This window comes from Aeromicrobium sp. EU05-FHT14F07 (assembly GCF_058790455.1).
Genome location: NZ_JBYTCR010000002.1, coordinates 138,947 through 155,123 on the forward strand (window position 1 = coordinate 138,947; position 16,177 = coordinate 155,123).

A 16,177-nucleotide genomic window follows, 5' to 3' on the forward strand; every position below is an offset into this window, starting at 1 on the left:
GTCGGCCGCGGCCGGCACGAGGAGGGACCGGCTAACCACGCCGGGGCACACGTGCACATTCTTTTCTGCAACTGGCGCGACACGCGCAACCCCGAGGGCGGCGGCTCCGAGCGCTACGTCGAGACGATGGCGCGCGGTCTCGTCGAGCGCGGCCACCAGGTCACGATCGCCTGCGCACGCCACGACGGCGCCCCCGACGACGAGGTCGTCGACGGCGTCCGCTTCGTGCGGCGCGGCAGCAAGCTCGACATCTACGTCCTCACCTTCCTGCGGCTGCTGACCCGCCGCTACGGTCGCGTCGACCTCGTCGTCGACGTGCAGAACGGGCTGCCGTTCTTCACCCGCTGGGCCACCCGTGCCCGTGTCGTCGTGCTGGTGCACCACGTGCACCGCGAGCAGTGGCCCGTGGTCTACCCGGGCCTCGTCGGTCGCGTCGGCTGGTGGATCGAGAGCCGCCTCGCGCCGCGCCTGTACCGCCGCAGCCGGTACGTGACGGTCTCCGCCGCCAGCAAGGCCGAGCTGGTCGAGCTCGGTGTCGACCGCGACCGCATCCGCATCGTCCACAACGGCAACGACCCCGCGCCGCGCGTCGACGTCGAGCGTTCCGACGTCCCGCGCCTCGTCGTCCTCGGCCGGCTGGTCCCGCACAAGCAGGTCGAGCACGCGATCGACGCCCTGGTGGCCGTGCGACGCACCCACCCGGGCGCCGTGCTCGACGTCGTCGGGTCCGGCTGGTGGGACGAGCAGCTGCACGCGTACGCCCACGAGGCCGGCGTCGCCGACGCCGTGGTCTTCCACGGCCACGTCGACGACACCACCAAGCACACCCTGCTCGCGCAGGCCTGGGTCATGCTGCTGCCCTCCCTGAAGGAGGGCTGGGGCATCGTCGTCGGCGAGGCCGGCGCCCACGGCACGCCCACCGTCGCCTACGCCTCGGCCGGGGGCACCACCGAGTCCATCGACCACAAGGACTCCGGTCTGCTGGTCGAGGACCGCGACGAGCTCGTGCAGGTCACGTGCGACCTGGTCACCGACCACGAGTGGCGCGCGTTCCTCGGCGAGGGCGCCCGCACGAAGGCGGCCACGTTCACGTGGGAGGCCTCGCAGGCGGCCTTCGCGGCGGCCCTGGACGACTGACCGTCGACTCCGCACCGACGACGCAGCAGACACGACGAGGGGCCCGGTCCGAAGACCGGGCCCCTCGTCGTTGCTGTGCTGGATGCGTCAGTTGCCGTAGCTGACCGTGCTGGTCTGCACGGGCTCGGTGCCCGCGCTCTCCTGCGACTGCACGACACCGACGGCCGTGGCTGCGGCAAGTCCGCATCCGACGAAGAAGGCGACGACGCCGCCCACGATTGAAGTTCCCACGTTTGTCCTCCCTCGAGACCACGTCAGGATACCAGGCACCGGGACCACGCGGGGCCGGACACGTGGCACAGGTCTCGTCGCGTCGGCGTCGTGTGGGCGTGCTCAGCCGCGCGGGCGGGTGCCGGGCCCACGAGTGCTGGGCGTACCAGTGTGGGACCTGCGCGCCGCACCGGCAGCCGCGCCGACCGTGGCGGCGAGCGCCACGACGAAGGCGGCGCCCCACACGACCCAGGCGGCCGTGGTCGCGATCCGGTCGGTGTCGTCGACCTGGCGCACCCGCGCGTCCCGGACCGCCAGGACGCGCAGGTCGGTGCCGCCGACCCGCTGCAGGCCGCGGACCTGACGAGCCGCGCGGTCCGCGTCGGGTGCGGTGGTGTCGAGCACCACGAGTCCGACGCCCAGGCGGGCGAGCGCACGCGGCACGTCGCGTGAGCGCAGCGCGCGCCGGACCTCCGCGGCCTTCCGGTCCTCCCCCGCCACCGTGCGTCCGGCCACCACGAGCCGGTCGTCGGTGAGGGTCGTGCGGTCGAAGTACCGGCCTGCGGGGTCGAGGACGGGGCGTCCGTCGTTCCATGCGGGCGCACGGTAGGCGGTGAACGGGAGGACGAGGACGTCGCCGCGCACCTGCGCCCGGGCGACGAGCTCGCGCGCCGTCTCCCAGGACGCCGGGTAGCGCACCGGCTCCAGCCGACCGCCGAGGCCGTTCGCGAGGGCCGGCAGCAGCGCCAGCGGGAGCAGGACCCCCACGACGGCGGGCACCGCGGCCAAACGTCGTCGAGCGGCGACCCGGACGAGCGCGTCGACGCCGACCGCGAAGGCCGCCACGAGCAGCGGCGCGACGAGCGCGAGGTACCGCGAGCCGTCGCGGAGCAGGGCCACCGCGCCCGAGCGTCGCACCAGGTCCTCGAGGACGTCCTGCGCAGCCCAGCCGAGGAGGGCGACCACGAGACCGACGACCGCGACGGGCGCGAGCACGGCCAGCGTCGCGCGGTCGGTCCGGGCGAGGACGACCAGCCCCGCGAGGGCGACCGCCCAGAGCACGACGGTCAGCACGAGCGAGAGGCCCGTCCCGCGACCGTCGGGCACGACGTCGCCGTTCCAGATGCCGCCGAGCGACAGCGCCGTGCCCACGTGCCCGAGCGCACCCTCGGCCCGCAGCGCGAACGCCGCGACGCCGAGCGGGTCGGCGTCGACCGGGCCGCGCAGCGCCGACGTGACCACCCACGGAGCGTTGAGGACCGCCGCCAGCACCACGACCCGCAGGTAGCCGAAGCGTCGTCCGGCGAGCAGACCCGCCACCAGACCCATCACTCCCCCGGCCGGCGTCAGGGCAGCACCGGCCAGCGCCAGCACCACCACCCGCGGGCGGGGGTCGTCGCGTCGCAGCTCGCCGACGAGCCAGAGCAGGCCCGCGTAGCCGAGCAGCATCGGCCACTGCCCGATCGCGAGCCGCTCCAGCACGTACGGGTTCCAGACGGCCAGGGTCGCGGCGGCGAGCCGACCGGCCGTCCCGAGCGTCGGGACGAGTCGCGCACCTCCGACGCCGGCCAGCACGAGCGCGCCGAGCAGCACGAGCCGTTGGACCAGCTGGGGGTCGATCGCGGCACCCAGCATCGCGACCACGGCGTCGGACGGGACGGCGCGCGGCAGCGCACTGCCGAGACCCCACAGGTCGTCGCGGTCGAGCGCGAGGTGCGGCACCCAGACCATGTCGTAGGAGAGGACGTAGCCGGGACGGAACCAGGGCAGGCCGACCAGCACCGCCAGCAGAGCGCTCCACTGCAGGACGATCGCGTCGCGCCACCGGCTCATGGTCCTCCTCGTTCGAGGCTCACCCTAGAGGTCGGGGGTGCCCCTCGCCGACGCTTCCGTCGGGCGACGGCACCAGGGCCTGGCTAGGGTGAGCCGGTGACGAGCACCAGCCACCGCCTCTCGAGCGGCTCGACGGTCGCGCTCGGCATGGTCGGCATGAACGTCGCCATCTACGGGTTCACCGTGGCGGCCGCACGGACCATGGTGCCGGCCGAGCTGGGTGCTCTCGTGGCCCTGCTCGGCGTCCTGCTCATGGGCAACGTCGTCTCGCTCGGCATCCAGGCCGTCACCGCGCGGCGGATCGCCGTCGCGCCGCAGGACAGTGCCGACGTGATCGGCGTGGTCCTGCGCGTGACGGCTGCCGCAGCGCTCGCGGTGGGTGCCGTCGTGGCCCTCGCCTCGGTGGCGCTGGTGCCCCTGCTGCGGCTCGACTCGGCCTGGCCCGTCGTCCTCGCCGGTGCGACGTTGGTGCCCCTGACCATCATGGGCGCCCAGGCGGGCATCGCGCAGGGGTCGGAACGCTGGCGCACCCTCACCGGCATCTACCTCGCCAACGGCTTCGGGCGGCTGCTGTGCGGCACGGTCGCGGTGCTCGTCGTCCCGTCGGCGACGTCGGCGATGGTCGGGATCGCCGTGGGCGCCTGGGCTCCCGTGCTGGTGGGCCTGCCGCTGCTGCGCGGGCACCTGCGTCGCGCGCAGGGGGTGAGCCGCAGGCCGCTGGTCCGGGAGACGGTCCTCGGCTCGCACGCCCTGCTCGCCTACTTCGTGCTGAGCAGCCTCGACGCGCTCGTGGCGCGCAACCGGTTCGAGGCGCACGAGGCGGGCCTGTACGCGGCCGGCCTCATCCTCTCGAAGGCCGCCCTGTTCGCACCCCAGTTCGTCAGCGTCGTGCTCTTCCCCGACCTCGCGCGCGACGAGACCCGCCGCGCGCGGGCGCAGGCCGTCCTCGCCGTCGTCGGCCTCGGGGCCGTCGCCGTCGCCGCCACGGCCCTGCTCCCCCGGCTCGCCCTCGTGCTCGTCGGAGGCGCGCAGTACGAGGAGATCGCCGGCCGCCTGTGGCTGTTCGCCCTGGCCGGGTCGTGTCTCGCCGTCGTCCACCTCCTCGTGTTCGACGCCCTCGCCCGCCACGCACACGGTGTCGTCGTCCTCGTGTGGATCGCCGCCGCCCTCGTCATCGCCATCGCCTACGGCTTCGACGTCCACCTCACCGGCCTCGTCACCACCGTCGCCACCGTCTCCGCCACCCTCGCCCTCGTGGTCTGGTTCGTCCCGGGCCGCACCACCACTCCTCGCTGAGGCGACGGGTCCGGGGTTCCCTGGGCCCTCGTGGGGCTGCGGCTGCGTGGGCGTGGCTTCTCGTTCGGGTGGGGGTGCGTCGGCGTGGCTTCTCGGTCGGGTGGGGGTGCGTCGGCGTGGCTCCACGGTCGGGTGGGGGTGCGTCGGCGTGGCTCCACGGTCGGGTAGGGCTGCGCTGGCGCGACTCTGACTCGTCCTGGGCTCCGAAAGGGCCTCGACCGGGCGGCTGGGCGAGAGCCGGCTTCGGGTCTCGGGCTGTGGCCCGCGTTGGACGCAAGAATCTGCGTTCGTGCGCTGGGACTCCAAGGATTCTGCATTCGTGTCGGGATCCCGTCGTGAATGCAGAAGCGTTCCGATCTCAACGCGCGAAGGCAGCATCTTGGGTGCCCTTGGCGTTGGGGAGACGAAGGATTCTTCCTTCTCGTAGAACGGTCCACGAGAAGGAAGAATCCTTCACACCCCTCGCCCCCTCAGCGGTGGATCTGCCACCTGAACAGCGCCCATAAGGTGGCAGATCCACCGCCGGACCGCGCAAACGCAGCATCTTGGGCCAGTCACGCACGAAGGAAGAATCTTGCGTCCCACAGCGGGACCCGCAGCCCGAGAACCCAGCCCAGCACCGTTGCCAGCCGCCCGGTCGAGGCCCTTTCGGAGACCACCTCCACGAGAAGCCGCGCCAGCGCAGCCCCACCCGAACGAGAAGCTGCGCCCTCGCGCGCCGCGCGACCGCCGAGCCAGCCGCCCGAGGACGGAGGCCGCTCGATCAGTGGGCCGCCTCGTGCCACGTGCGGCCGGTGCCGACGGAGACGTCGAGAGGGACGGAGAGCTGCGCGGCGGAGGCCATCTGCTCGCGCACGAGCGACTCGAGGGTGGCGCGCTCGCCCTCGGCGACCTCCAGGACCAGCTCGTCGTGCACCTGCAGCAGCAGACGCGACTGCAGTCCCTGCTCGCGCAGCGCCGCGTCGACGCCCAGCATCGCCACCTTGATGATGTCGGCAGCGGACCCCTGGATGGGAGCGTTGAGCGCCATCCGCTCGGCCATCTCCCGCCGCTGGCGGTTGTCGCTCAGCAGGTCGGGCAGGTAGCGGCGGCGGCCCAGGATCGTGGCGGTGAACCCGGTCTGACGGGCCTCCTCGACCACGCCGTGCAGGTACGTGCGCACACCGCCGAACGTCTCGAAGTAGTCGTCCATGAGGCCCTGCGCCTCACCCGTGGAGATCTGCAGCTGCTGGCTCAGCCCGTACGCCGACAGCCCGTACGCGAGTCCGTAGTTCATGGCCTTGATCCGGGCGCGCAGGCCACCGTCGATGTCGGTGGGCTCGCGCTCGAACACCTTCGCGGCCATCACCGTGTGGAAGTCGTGGCCGGAGCGGAACGCCTCGATGAGGTCGGCGTCCTCGGACAGGTCGGCCATGATCCGCATCTCGATCTGGCTGTAGTCCGCGGTCAGCAGGGTCTCGTACCCCTCGCCGACGACGAACGCCTCACGGATCCGCCGGCCCGACTCGGTGCGGATGGGGATGTTCTGCAGGTTCGGGTCGGCCGAGCTGAGCCGTCCGGTCGCCGCGATGGTCTGGTAGTAGGTCGTGTGGATCCGGCCGTCGGGCTGCACCGTCTTCTGCAGACCTTCCACGGTCTGCCGCAGCCGCGTCACGTCGCGGTGCGCGAGCAGGTGCTCCAGGAACGGGTGACCGGTCTTGACGAACAGCTGCTGCAGCGCCTCGGCGTCGGTCGTGTAGCCCGTCTTGGTCCGCTTGGTCTTCGGCATGTCGAGCTGGTCGAAGAGCACCTCCTGCAGCTGCTTGGGCGACCCGAGGTTCACCTCGCGGCCGATCGCCTCGTACGCCTCCTCCGCCGCAGCGGTCATGCGACCGGTGAACTCCTCGTGCAGCGCGTCGAGGTGCTCGGAGTCGACGGCGATGCCGGCGGTCTCGGCGGCGGCGAGGACGTGCACGAGCGGCAGCTCGACGTCGCGCAGCAGCGTGATCGCCTCCTGCTGCTCCAGCTCCTCCGCGAGCACGCCCCAGAGGTCGAGCGCGGCGCGCGCACGCTGGGCGGCACCCTCGACGCCGGCGGTGTCGTCGTCGAAGGCGAGCTGACCGGAGTCGTCGGCGGGGCTGAGGTCGCGCTTCAGGGCACGCAGGGCGAGGTCGGCGAGGTCGTAGGAGCGCTGGTCCGGACGCACCAGGTACGCGGCGAGCGCCGTGTCGGCCACCAGACCGCCCAGCGTCCAGCCCTGCGCCGCCAGCGCGTGCCGCTGCCCCTTCGCGTCGTGCATGACCTTCGGCCGCTCGGCGTCGGCCAGCCACGAGGCGAGCACCGCCTCGTCGGCCGGGTCGAGCGACTCGGGTGCGAGACTCACGGCCCGGCCCGCTGCCGTGGCGACGGTGAGGGTGTCGACGCGCGCACCGACCGGACGCAGCACACCGGTCACCTCCACGCCGACCGGCTCGCGACCCGCGTGCTCGTCGAGCCATGCGGCCAGCGACCCGGCAGCGGGACGGTCGACGACGACCTCGACCGACGCCTCGTCGCTGCTCGACTCGTCGCCGCCACCCAGGTACTCGAACAACCGGGTGCGCAGGGCGGCGAACTCCAGCGCGTCGAAGACCTCGTGGATGGCGTCGCGGTTCCACTCGGTGCTGAACGCGAGGTCGGTGGGCTTGGCCGGGAGGTCGAGGTCGCGCACGAGCGCGTTGATGCGTCGGTTGCGCAGCACGTCGTCGAGGTGCGCGCGCAGCGACTCGCCGGCCTTGCCCTTGATGGCGTCGACGTCGGCGACGAGCGCCTCGAGCGACCCGTACTGGTTGATCCACTTGGCCGCCGTCTTCGGCCCGACCCCGGGCACGCCGGGAAGGTTGTCGCTCGTCTCGCCGACGAGTGCCGCGATCTCCGGGTAGTGCTCCGGCGTGACCCCGTACTTCTCCTCGACCGCGGCCGGCGTCATCCGCGCGAGGTCGGAGACCCCCTTGCGCGGGTAGAGCACGGTGGTGGTGTCGGTGACGAGCTGGAGCGCGTCGCGGTCGCCGGTGCAGATCAGCACCTCCATGCCGGCCGCCTGAGCCTGCGTGGTCAGCGTGCCGATCACGTCGTCGGCCTCGAAGCCGTCCTTCTCGAACGCGGTGATGCCGAGCGCCGCGACGACGTCCTTGATCAACCCGACCTGGCCCTTGAACTCGTCAGGGCTCTTGCTGCGGTTGCCCTTGTACTCCGCGTACTCCTGCGTGCGGAACGTCTGCCGGGACACGTCGAACGCCACGCCGACGTGCGTGGGCCGCTCGTCGCGCAGCACGTTGATGAGCATCGAGGTGAAGCCGAACACCGCGTTGGTGTGCTGCCCCGTGGTGGTGGAGAAGTTCTCCACGGGCAGGGCGAAGAAGGCACGGTAGGCGACGGAGTGACCGTCGATCAGCAGCAGTCGATCCACGTCGTCGACTCTAGACGCACCGGCTGACAGGGGCCTGGGGCGTGGGGGTATGGGCTGTGCTTGCTGGTGCGCTGCTTCCGGGGGGCTTGTCGTGCTGGTGCGCTTTCTGTGTATGTGGGGGGTTGTCCTGCTGCTGCGCTGCCGCAGGGGGTCTTGTCGTGCTGGTGCGCTGCCGCAGGGGGTCTGGGGTTGCTGGTGCGCTGCCGCAGGGGGTCTCGTCCTGCTGGTGCGCTGCCGTAGGTCGTCTGTGGTTACTGGTGCGCTGCCTCGGCCTTCGCTGGGGGTGGTCTCCGAAAGGGCCTCGACCGGGCGGCTGGGTGGGGGTCGGCTTCGGGTCTCGGGCTGCGGCTCGCGCTGTGGGACGCAAGTATCTGCGTTCGCGCGCTGGGACTCGAAGGATGCTGCGTTGGCTACGGGATCCCGTGGTGAACGCAGAAGCGTTCGGTCTCGTTCGCGTGAATGCAGAATCTTGGGTGTCCTTTGCGTTGGGGGGATGAAGGATTCTTCCTTCTCGTGGACCGTTCCACGAGAAGGAAGAATCCTTCAGAGCCTGGCGCCCGCGTCGGTGTATCTGCCACCTGAACAGCGCCCAGAAGGTGGCAGATCCACCGTCGGCACGCGCAAACGCAGAATCTTGCGTCTAACGCGGGCCGCAGCCCGAGAACCCAGCCCGGCACCGTTGCCAACCGCCCGGTCGAGGCCCTTTCGGAGACCACACCCAGCGTGGGCCGAGGCAGCGCACCAGCAAGCGCAGACCCCCGCAGGCAGCGCACCAGCAACCCCAGACCACCGCAGCCAGCGCAGCGGCAAGCACACGACCACCGCAGCCAGCGCAGCGGCAAGCACACGACGCGCCCGGCGACGAAGGAGCGCCGACCTCAGACCCGCCCGGAGCGGCGGTCGTCCTGGCGACGACGCAGGGTGCGACGGACGGCGATGAGCTTGCCGGTGTCGCGCGAGTGGGTGGCCTTGGAGCTGAGCCGGGAACGCAGGCGGCTGGCCTGGATCGCGCGGACGGCGGCGACCTGGGTGAACCCGATCTTGGTCAGGTAGCGGTGCGGCTCGCGCGCCATGAGCGGGATGGCGGCGACCACGATCTCGCAGGCGTTCTCCTCGCCGTACGTCGCGGCCGCCGACAGCAGCGTCGCGGCGACGTTGCGACGACGGTGGCGCGGGGACACCTGGATGTCGGTGACGATGAGGATGGGGGTGAGCGTGATCGGTGTGAGGGTGCTCAGGTCGCACACCGTCGCGCCGACGATCTCGCCCTCGACGAGCGCGACGATGATGCGCTTGCCGGGCTTGGCGAGGGTCTGCTCGATCGCCGAGGCCGCCTCCGTGGCGCTCGGCTCACGGAACAGCGACTGGTAGGAGAACGCCTCCGCGCCCTCCTCGTCGCTCACCGCGGCCGACTCCGCCCACAGGGCGACGAGCTCCGCCGCGTCCTCGGGCACCGCGTCGCGCATCACGATCGGCGAGCGAGTGGCCATGACGTCCTCGGCGGGTGTCGGGCGCGACCCGGGTGGACGGCTGTCACCATGGCCCGGTCGGGTCGTGCGATGTTCAACGAGCGAGAGGAGCCTACATGTTCGTGGGTGGCGGCACGCTCACCAACGTGGCCACCGTGCTCGTCGGCTCCGGGTTGGGCCTGCTGGTCGGCCACCGCCTGCCCGAACGCGTCCGCACCACGGTCACCTCGGCCCTCGGTCTCGTCACCCTGCTCATCGCCGCCGACGCCGCCCTCGCGGTCCGCAGCGACGCCCTCGTTGACGCGACGCCACGAGGCGCACCGACGCTGATCGTCCTCGGCTCGCTGCTCGTCGGCGGGGTCGTCGGCTCCCTGCTGCGCCTGGAGGACCGGCTGGAGTCGTTCGGCGGAGTGCTCCAGCGCGCCCTGTCGCGGGGCGACGGCGGCGACCGCGACCGGTTCGTCCAGGGGTTCGTCGTCGCCTCGCTCGTGTTCTGCGTAGGGCCCCTCACGATCCTCGGATCGATCAACGAGGGGCTCGGCCGCGGAGCGGACCAGCTGCTCCTGAAGTCAGCCCTCGACGGCTTCGCGGCGCTCGCCTTCGCCGCCGCGCTGGGCGTCGGGGTGATGGCCTCCGCCCTCGCCGTGCTGGTCGTCCAGGGGTCGCTGACACTGGTCGGGCTGGCGCTCGGCGAGGCGCTGCCGGCCGCCCATCTCGACGCGCTGGGCGCCACCGGCGGGCTGGTCCTCGTGGGGGTCGCGCTGCGCCTGCTCGACCTCAAGGCCCTGCCCGTCGCCGACCTGCTGCCCGCCCTCCTCGTGGCGCCGCTGCTCACGCAGCTCGCTGTCTCGCTGGCCTGAGCGGACTTCACAGAACTGTTACCTGTGGACTCTCACGAAGGGGCCACCTCGGACCCTGGCGGGGATATAGTCCCCGGGACGACGGCGCCACAAGCGCTGCCCGAACTCCAGGAGTCCTGCGTGCGACTGACATCCAAGGTCCTCGTGTCGGCGTTCCTGGCGTGTCTGGTCGTCCTGGTGCCTCTCGGCGCCTCGGCCACCAGCACGCCCACGCCCAGCGCGAGCCCGACGGCGCCCACGGCGCCGGCCACCCCGCCGGACGGCGCCTACATCGGCGTCACGCTGCAGAACAGCGGTGACGACAAGGCCCCGATCCCCGGAGCGACGCTGAGCGTCGCGTCCGCCTCCGGCACCGAGGTCGGCGAGGCGGTGACCGACCCGAACGGACGCGCCTTCATCGCGATCCCGGAGCGCGGCAGCTACGTCGTCACCCTCGACACCGACACGCTGCCGGCGGGGATCCAGTTCGGCGGCAGCAACAAGCGCACCGTCGACGCGCTCCTGGACGGCGGCAACTTCGCCCAGTTCCAGATCGGCGTCGTCGAGCAGGCGGGTCCGTCGCTCGGCGAGCGCTTCTCCGGCGCCATGGTCAACGGCGTCAAGTTCGGGCTGATCATCGCGCTCGCCGCGCTCGGCCTCTCGCTGATCTTCGGCACGACGAAGCTCACCAACTTCGCGCACGGCGAGATCATCACCTTCGGCGCGATCGCCACCTACGTCGCCAACCGCGCGTTCGGGCTGCCGGTCATCCTCGCCATCGTCGTGGCGGTGCTCGCCTCGGCCGCGTTCGGCTGGCTGCAGGACAAGTTCCTGTGGAAGCCGCTGCGCAGCAAGGGCATCGGCATCATCGCGATGATGATCGTCTCGATCGGCTTCGGTCTGCTGCTGCGCAACCTGTTCCAGTACTTCTTCGGCGGCTCGCGCGAGTCGCTCTCGCAGTACGTCAACCAGACGCGCCAGTCCTACGGACCGTTCCAGCTGGCCGACAAGGAGATCGCGATCATGGCGGTCTCGATCGTCGTGCTCACCATCACCTGCGTCGTCCTCATGCGCACGCGGCTGGGCAAGTCGATGCGTGCGGTGGCCGACAACCCGGCGCTCTCGGCGTCCTCCGGCCTGCGGGTCGACGGCGTCGTCCGCTCCGTCTGGGTGCTCGGCTGCGCGCTCACCGGGCTCTCCGGCGGTCTGCTGGCCGTCAACAGCCAGGTCAACTTCCTCATGGGCTTCAAGCTGCTGCTGCTCGTGTTCGCCGCGGTGACCCTCGGCGGTCTCGGCACCATCTGGGGCGCGCTGATCGGGTCGATGATCATCGGCATCATGGTCGAGGTCGGCACCCTGCAGATCGGCATCTGGCCCGGTGTCCCCTCGTCCATCAAGGAGGTCGGCGCCCTCGTGGTGCTCATCCTCATCCTGCTGATCAGGCCCCAGGGCATCCTGGGCCGCGCCGAGCGGATCGGCTGAAAGGGACTCCCATGGACTTCGGAAGCATCCTCAGCGCGGCACTCTCCTCGGCCCTCGGGCCGCAGGCGATCGTGTTCGCCCTGGCCGCCATCGGCCTCAACATCCACTTCGGCTACACCGGCCTGCTGAACTTCGGCCAGGCCGGGTTCATGGCGGTCGGTGCCTACGGCCTCGCCGTCACCGTCGTCACCTACGACCAGTCGTTCTGGCTCGGCGTGGTCGTCGCGCTCATCGCACCGGTCGTCCTCGCGCTGGTGCTCGGCGTGCCGACCCTGCGCCTGCGGGCCGACTACCTGGCCATCGCGACGATCGCGACGGCCGAGATCCTGCGTCTCGTCTTCGGTGCCGTGGAGACCCGCGAGGTCTTCGGCGGATCCAACGGCCTCACCGGCTTCGCCAAGACGTTCCAGGACCTCAACCCCTACAGCGGCCCCCTGGACCTCGGCATCATCCGGTTCCGTCCCGACGACCTCTGGTCGCTCACGGTCGGCTGGATCCTCGTCGCCCTCGGCTGCCTCTTCGTGTGGCTGCTCATGCGCAGCCCGTGGGGCCGCGTGCTGCGCTCCATCCGCGAGGACGAGGACGCTGTGCGCTCGCTCGGCAAGAACGTGTTCGCCTACAAGATGCAGGCGCTGATCCTCGGCGGTGTCTTCGGTGGCCTCGCCGGTCTGTTCTTCGCCGTGAAGCAGGCCTCGGTGGTCCCGAGCGACTACTCCACCAACATCACGTTCTACGCGTACACCGCCCTGCTCATCGGTGGTGCGGCCCGCGTCCTGGGCCCGGTCGTCGGCGCGATGATCTTCTGGTTCCTCATGGCCGGCATCGGCGCGTTCTTCAGCCAGGCGACCGCCGGCAGCGACCCGCTCATCCCCACCTGGGCGATGAGCGACATCCAGGCCAGCCTGGTCCGACTCATCCTCGTCGGCCTGGGCCTCATGCTCCTGATGATCTACCGACCGCAGGGGATCTTCGGCGACCGGAAGGAGCTGGCGATCGATGCCCGCTGACACCACCCCCACGACCGACCCGCTCGCAGGGGTCGCGAACACGCCCGGCGTGAAGAAGCCCGACGCGATCCTCGTCGGCTCCTCGATCACCCGGCAGTTCGGCGGCCTGAAGGCCGTCGACGTCGAGCACGTCGAGATCCAGCGGGGTGTCATCACCGCGCTGATCGGCCCGAACGGCGCCGGCAAGACGACGCTGTTCAACCTGCTCACGGGCTTCGACGCCCCGGACACCGGCGAGTGGTCGTTCAACGGCCAGTCGCTGCAGAAGGTTCCGGCCTACAAGGTCGCCCGTCGCGGCATGGTGCGCACGTTCCAGCTGACGAAGGTGCTGTCGCGCCTCACCGTCATCGAGAACATGCGGCTCGGCGCGACGGGCCAGCGAGGCGAGCGCTTCTGGTCCGCCCCGTTCCGCGCGCTCTGGTCCGGCCAGGAGGACTCGATCACCGAGCGCGCCGACGAGCTGCTCGCGCGATTCAAGCTCGACGCCAAGCGCGAGGACTTCGCCGGCTCCCTCTCCGGCGGCCAGCGCAAGCTGCTCGAGATGGCCCGCTCGCTCATGGTCGACCCCGAGCTGATCATGCTCGACGAGCCGATGGCCGGCGTGAACCCGGCCCTCAAGCAGTCGCTGCTCGGTCACGTGAAGTCGCTGCGCGACGAGGGCCGCACGGTGCTCTTCGTCGAGCACGACATGGACATGGTGCGCGACATCTCCGACTGGGTCATCGTCATGGCCCAGGGCAAGATCGTCGCGGAGGGCACCCCGGACCAGGTGATGTCCGACCAGGCCGTCATCGACGCCTACCTGGGCGCCCACCACGACACCGACATCACCGAGCTGGACGAGACCGAGCTCGAGCAGGCCACCGAGGCCGAGCTCGACCAGGAGGCCTGACATGTCAGAGATCCACGAGTCGGGCCAGGACGTCGGCCGCGAGGCGGCCCGCGACGCGAACTTCGCCGAGGAGCGCGCGAAGCACGAGCAGGGCGCCGACGGTGCGATCCTGCGCGCCGACGGCCTCGTCGCCGGCTACCTGCCGGGCGTCAACATCCTCAACAGCGCCGACCTGTACTGCCAGCCCGGCGAGCTCGTCGGCATCATCGGCCCGAACGGCGCCGGCAAGTCGACGCTGCTCAAGTCGCTCTTCGGACTGGTGACGATCCACGAGGGCAGCGTGACGCTGAAGGGTGAGAAGATCACCAACCAGCGCGCGGACCAGCTGGTCACGAAGGGCATCGGGTTCGTCCCGCAGACGAACAACGTGTTCCCGAGCCTGACCATCGAGGAGAACCTCGAGATGGGCTGCTACCAGGCGCCGAAGACGTTCACGGAGCGGTTCGCGTTCGTGACCGACCTGTTCCCCCGCCTCGGCGAACGTCGCAAGCAGCGCGCCGGGTCGCTGTCCGGTGGTGAGCGCCAGATGGTCGCCATGGGTCGCGCCCTGATGATGGACCCGCAGGTGCTGCTGCTCGACGAGCCGTCCGCCGGCCTCTCCCCCGTCCTCCAGGACGAGGTGTTCGTGCAGACGCGCAACATCAACAAGGCCGGCGTCTCGGTGATCATGGTCGAGCAGAACGCCAAGCGCTGCCTGCAGATCTGCGACCGCGGCTACGTGCTCGACCAGGGCCGCTCCGCCTACTCCGGCACCGGCCGCTCGCTCGGCAACGACCCGAAGGTCGTCGAGCTGTACCTCGGCACGCTGGGCAAGAAGGCGAGCTGACCGCTCCGCACCTGCTCGACCCCGAAGGCCCCCGACGTGAGCGTCGGGGGCCTTCGCACGTGTGCGAGGAGAGATTCCCAGGTCGACCTGGGAATCCCCCGCGAGACACGGTTCTTTGCCCGGCTGCCCGGTTTCCTCCCACGAGGCACGGTTCTCCCAGCCACGCACGGAGACCTTTCCGTGCCTGGCTGAGGAAACCGGGCCTGGCGACCGCGCCGCGCTGCCTACGCGGCGTCCGGCGGTCCTGCGGCGGTGAGATTCCCAGGTCGACCTGGGAATCCCTGACCCACCCCAGGAGTCATCCGCAGGTGAGTGAGGGAGAACCAGGGTGGGCTGCTGGTTCCCATCAGCTCATGGGAACCAGCGAGGTGGTGCCAGACGTGACGAGGCCCCCGGGCGGAACCCGGGGGCCTCGTGCGGGACGTGCTCGACGTCAGTGGCTCAGATCGTGCCGCTGATGTAGTCGACCGCCTTGTAGGTGTTGTCGGCGCCGTACTCGTAGATGCCGATGGAGGCGGCCGTCGGGCTGCCCGTCTCACCCAGCTCGATCGGACCGGAGACACCGTCGTAGTCGATGTCCTTGCCGTCCTTCAGGAGCGCGGCGCAGTCCTTGAACGTCGTGCACTTCTCGCCGCCCTCGGTGATGCCGGGGATCTCCTTGGCGATCTTGTCGCCCGCGTCGCTGTCGGCCTTGATGGCCGCGAGCGCCGACACGACGACCGCGTCGTAGGACTCGGCCGCGTAGGAGTAGTCCTTCAGCTTCGGGTCGACCTCGAGGAGGCGCTTCTTGAAGTCACCGGAGGTCTCGGCGCCGGGGATGGTGCCCTTGGTGCCCTTGAGCGTGCCCTCGGGCAGCTTGCCGCTGTAGTCGGCCGTGTTGCCGTCGACGAAGTAGGTCGGGACCTTCTGCGGGCCGACGTCGGCCTGCACCAGCTGCGGGATGATCGTCGTCGTCTCCTCGAAGGCGACCAGCACGATCGCGTCCGGCTTGCTGTCGGCGACCTCCTGGACCTGCGAGTCGTAGGACTGGGCGTTCTCGCCGTAGAAGACGGTCGCGGCGACCTTGGAGCCGGCGCTCTCGAGACCCTTCTTGATCTCCGCGGCGAGCGTCTGGCCGTAGGCGTCCTGGCGGGCCAGGATGGCGACGTTCTGACGACCGTCCTGGACGAGCAGGTTCGCCATCACGGCACCCTGCAGGATGTCCGAGGGCGCGGTGCGGAAGTAGAGGTCGGGCTTCGCGTAGTCGCCCTTGTCGAAGTCGGTCGACGTGTTGGCGGGCGAGAACATGACCGTGCCCGCCGACATGATCTTGTCGATGACCGTCATGGAGACGCCCGAGGAGGCGGCGCCGACGATGACGTCGGATCCGGCGTCGAGCAGCTTGTCGGTCTCGGCCGGTGCGATGCCCGAGTCGGTGTCGCCCGAGTCGCCCTTGACGCCCTTGACGGGCTTGCCCAGCACGCCGCCGTCGGCGTTGATGTCCTTGATCGCGAGGTCGACGCCCGCGAACTCCGGCGGGCCGAGGAACGCGAGGCTGCCGGTCTGCGGGAGCAGGGTACCGATCGTCAGCGTGCCGTCGGCCTTGGAGGCCGAGGCCTTGTCGCCGCTGTCGCTGCTGTCGTCGTCGCTGCCGCTGCCTCCACCACAGGCGGCGAGCACGAGCGCGCCGGCCGCGGCGACCGCGGCGAGCCGCATGGTCCTGGTACTGCGCTTCATTGATCCTCCGGGAACTCTGGTCCGACCCCCGACGGGTCGAGCC

12 protein-coding genes are annotated in these 16,177 nt (G+C 70.8%); 7 read left to right on the forward strand and 5 right to left on the reverse strand.

What is annotated here, in order from left to right:
• Positions 1 to 51: 51 nt before the first annotated feature.
• Positions 52 to 1,137 carry a glycosyltransferase family 4 protein gene (locus tag AC3WRM_RS03005; RefSeq protein ID WP_492247199.1) on the forward strand — a complete coding sequence of 362 codons (1,086 nt, stop codon included), beginning with the start codon at positions 52 to 54 and terminating at the stop codon, positions 1,135 to 1,137.
• 87 nt (positions 1,138 to 1,224) lie between these two features.
• Here AC3WRM_RS03005 and AC3WRM_RS03010 read toward each other — a convergent pair whose 3' ends face one another.
• The gene (locus tag AC3WRM_RS03010; protein ID WP_492247198.1) at positions 1,225 to 1,368 is read right to left on the reverse strand and encodes a hypothetical protein; all 144 of its coding nucleotides are present in this window, start codon (positions 1,366 to 1,368) and stop codon (positions 1,225 to 1,227) included.
• Between the two features lie 102 nt (positions 1,369 to 1,470).
• A complete protein-coding gene (locus AC3WRM_RS03015) occupies positions 1,471 to 3,180 on the reverse strand; it encodes an MmpA family trehalose lipid delivery protein (protein ID WP_492247197.1) in 1,710 nt (569 codons plus the stop codon).
• A 96-nt stretch (positions 3,181 to 3,276) separates the two neighbouring features.
• Here AC3WRM_RS03015 and AC3WRM_RS03020 point away from each other — a divergent pair, with 96 nt between their 5' ends.
• Entirely contained in the window at positions 3,277 to 4,476 is a 1,200-nt protein-coding gene (locus AC3WRM_RS03020) for a lipopolysaccharide biosynthesis protein (protein ID WP_492247196.1), read from the forward strand.
• Positions 4,477 to 5,239: 763 nt separating this feature from the next.
• Here the strand turns inward: AC3WRM_RS03020 and polA are convergent.
• The gene (gene polA / locus AC3WRM_RS03025) at positions 5,240 to 7,903 is read right to left on the reverse strand and encodes a DNA polymerase I (RefSeq protein ID WP_492247195.1); all 2,664 of its coding nucleotides are present in this window, start codon (positions 7,901 to 7,903) and stop codon (positions 5,240 to 5,242) included.
• A gap of 878 nt (positions 7,904 to 8,781) precedes the next feature.
• Positions 8,782 to 9,393, reverse strand: coding sequence for a GNAT family N-acetyltransferase (locus AC3WRM_RS03030; protein WP_492247194.1), 612 nt, complete (start codon positions 9,391 to 9,393; stop codon positions 8,782 to 8,784).
• A 95-nt stretch (positions 9,394 to 9,488) separates the two neighbouring features.
• On the opposite strand from AC3WRM_RS03030, the gene AC3WRM_RS03035 reads away from it, so the two are divergent.
• The 5 genes from AC3WRM_RS03035 (at position 9,489) to AC3WRM_RS03055 (ending at position 14,418) form a co-directional block, all read left to right on the forward strand.
• On the forward strand, positions 9,489 to 10,232 hold the full coding sequence (locus AC3WRM_RS03035; protein ID WP_492247193.1) for a DUF554 domain-containing protein: 744 nt from the start codon (positions 9,489 to 9,491) through the stop codon (positions 10,230 to 10,232).
• A 120-nt stretch (positions 10,233 to 10,352) separates the two neighbouring features.
• On the forward strand, positions 10,353 to 11,693 hold the full coding sequence (locus AC3WRM_RS03040) for a branched-chain amino acid ABC transporter permease (protein ID WP_492247192.1): 1,341 nt from the start codon (positions 10,353 to 10,355) through the stop codon (positions 11,691 to 11,693).
• An 11-nt stretch (positions 11,694 to 11,704) separates the two neighbouring features.
• Entirely contained in the window at positions 11,705 to 12,700 is a 996-nt protein-coding gene (locus AC3WRM_RS03045) for a branched-chain amino acid ABC transporter permease (RefSeq protein ID WP_492247191.1), read from the forward strand.
• Positions 12,690 to 13,592 (forward strand): ABC transporter ATP-binding protein, encoded by a 903-nt coding sequence (locus AC3WRM_RS03050; RefSeq protein WP_492247190.1) that lies wholly within the window; start codon positions 12,690 to 12,692, stop codon positions 13,590 to 13,592. Before AC3WRM_RS03045 ends, AC3WRM_RS03050 begins: the two co-directional genes overlap by 11 nt.
• A gap of 1 nt (position 13,593) precedes the next feature.
• Complete coding sequence (locus AC3WRM_RS03055; protein WP_492247189.1) at positions 13,594 to 14,418, forward strand: ABC transporter ATP-binding protein; 825 nt, start codon at positions 13,594 to 13,596, stop codon at positions 14,416 to 14,418.
• Between the two features lie 441 nt (positions 14,419 to 14,859).
• Here the strand turns inward: AC3WRM_RS03055 and AC3WRM_RS03060 are convergent, their stop codons facing one another.
• The gene (locus AC3WRM_RS03060) at positions 14,860 to 16,134 is read right to left on the reverse strand and encodes an ABC transporter substrate-binding protein (RefSeq protein WP_492247188.1); all 1,275 of its coding nucleotides are present in this window, start codon (positions 16,132 to 16,134) and stop codon (positions 14,860 to 14,862) included.
• Between the last annotated feature and the right edge of the window lie 43 nt (positions 16,135 to 16,177).

Coding starts and splice junctions, on each gene's coding strand:
- AC3WRM_RS03015 (WP_492247197.1), bottom strand. CDS start 3,180: ATGAGCCGGTGGCGCGACGCGATCGTCCTGCAGTGGAGCGCTCTGCTG.
- AC3WRM_RS03030 (WP_492247194.1), bottom strand. CDS start 9,393: ATGGCCACTCGCTCGCCGATCGTGATGCGCGACGCGGTGCCCGAGGAC.
- AC3WRM_RS03035 (WP_492247193.1), top strand. CDS start 9,489: ATGTTCGTGGGTGGCGGCACGCTCACCAACGTGGCCACCGTGCTCGTC.
- AC3WRM_RS03045 (WP_492247191.1), top strand. CDS start 11,705: ATGGACTTCGGAAGCATCCTCAGCGCGGCACTCTCCTCGGCCCTCGGG.
- AC3WRM_RS03050 (WP_492247190.1), top strand. CDS start 12,690: ATGCCCGCTGACACCACCCCCACGACCGACCCGCTCGCAGGGGTCGCG.
- AC3WRM_RS03055 (WP_492247189.1), top strand. CDS start 13,594: ATGTCAGAGATCCACGAGTCGGGCCAGGACGTCGGCCGCGAGGCGGCC.
- AC3WRM_RS03060 (WP_492247188.1), bottom strand. CDS start 16,134: ATGAAGCGCAGTACCAGGACCATGCGGCTCGCCGCGGTCGCCGCGGCC.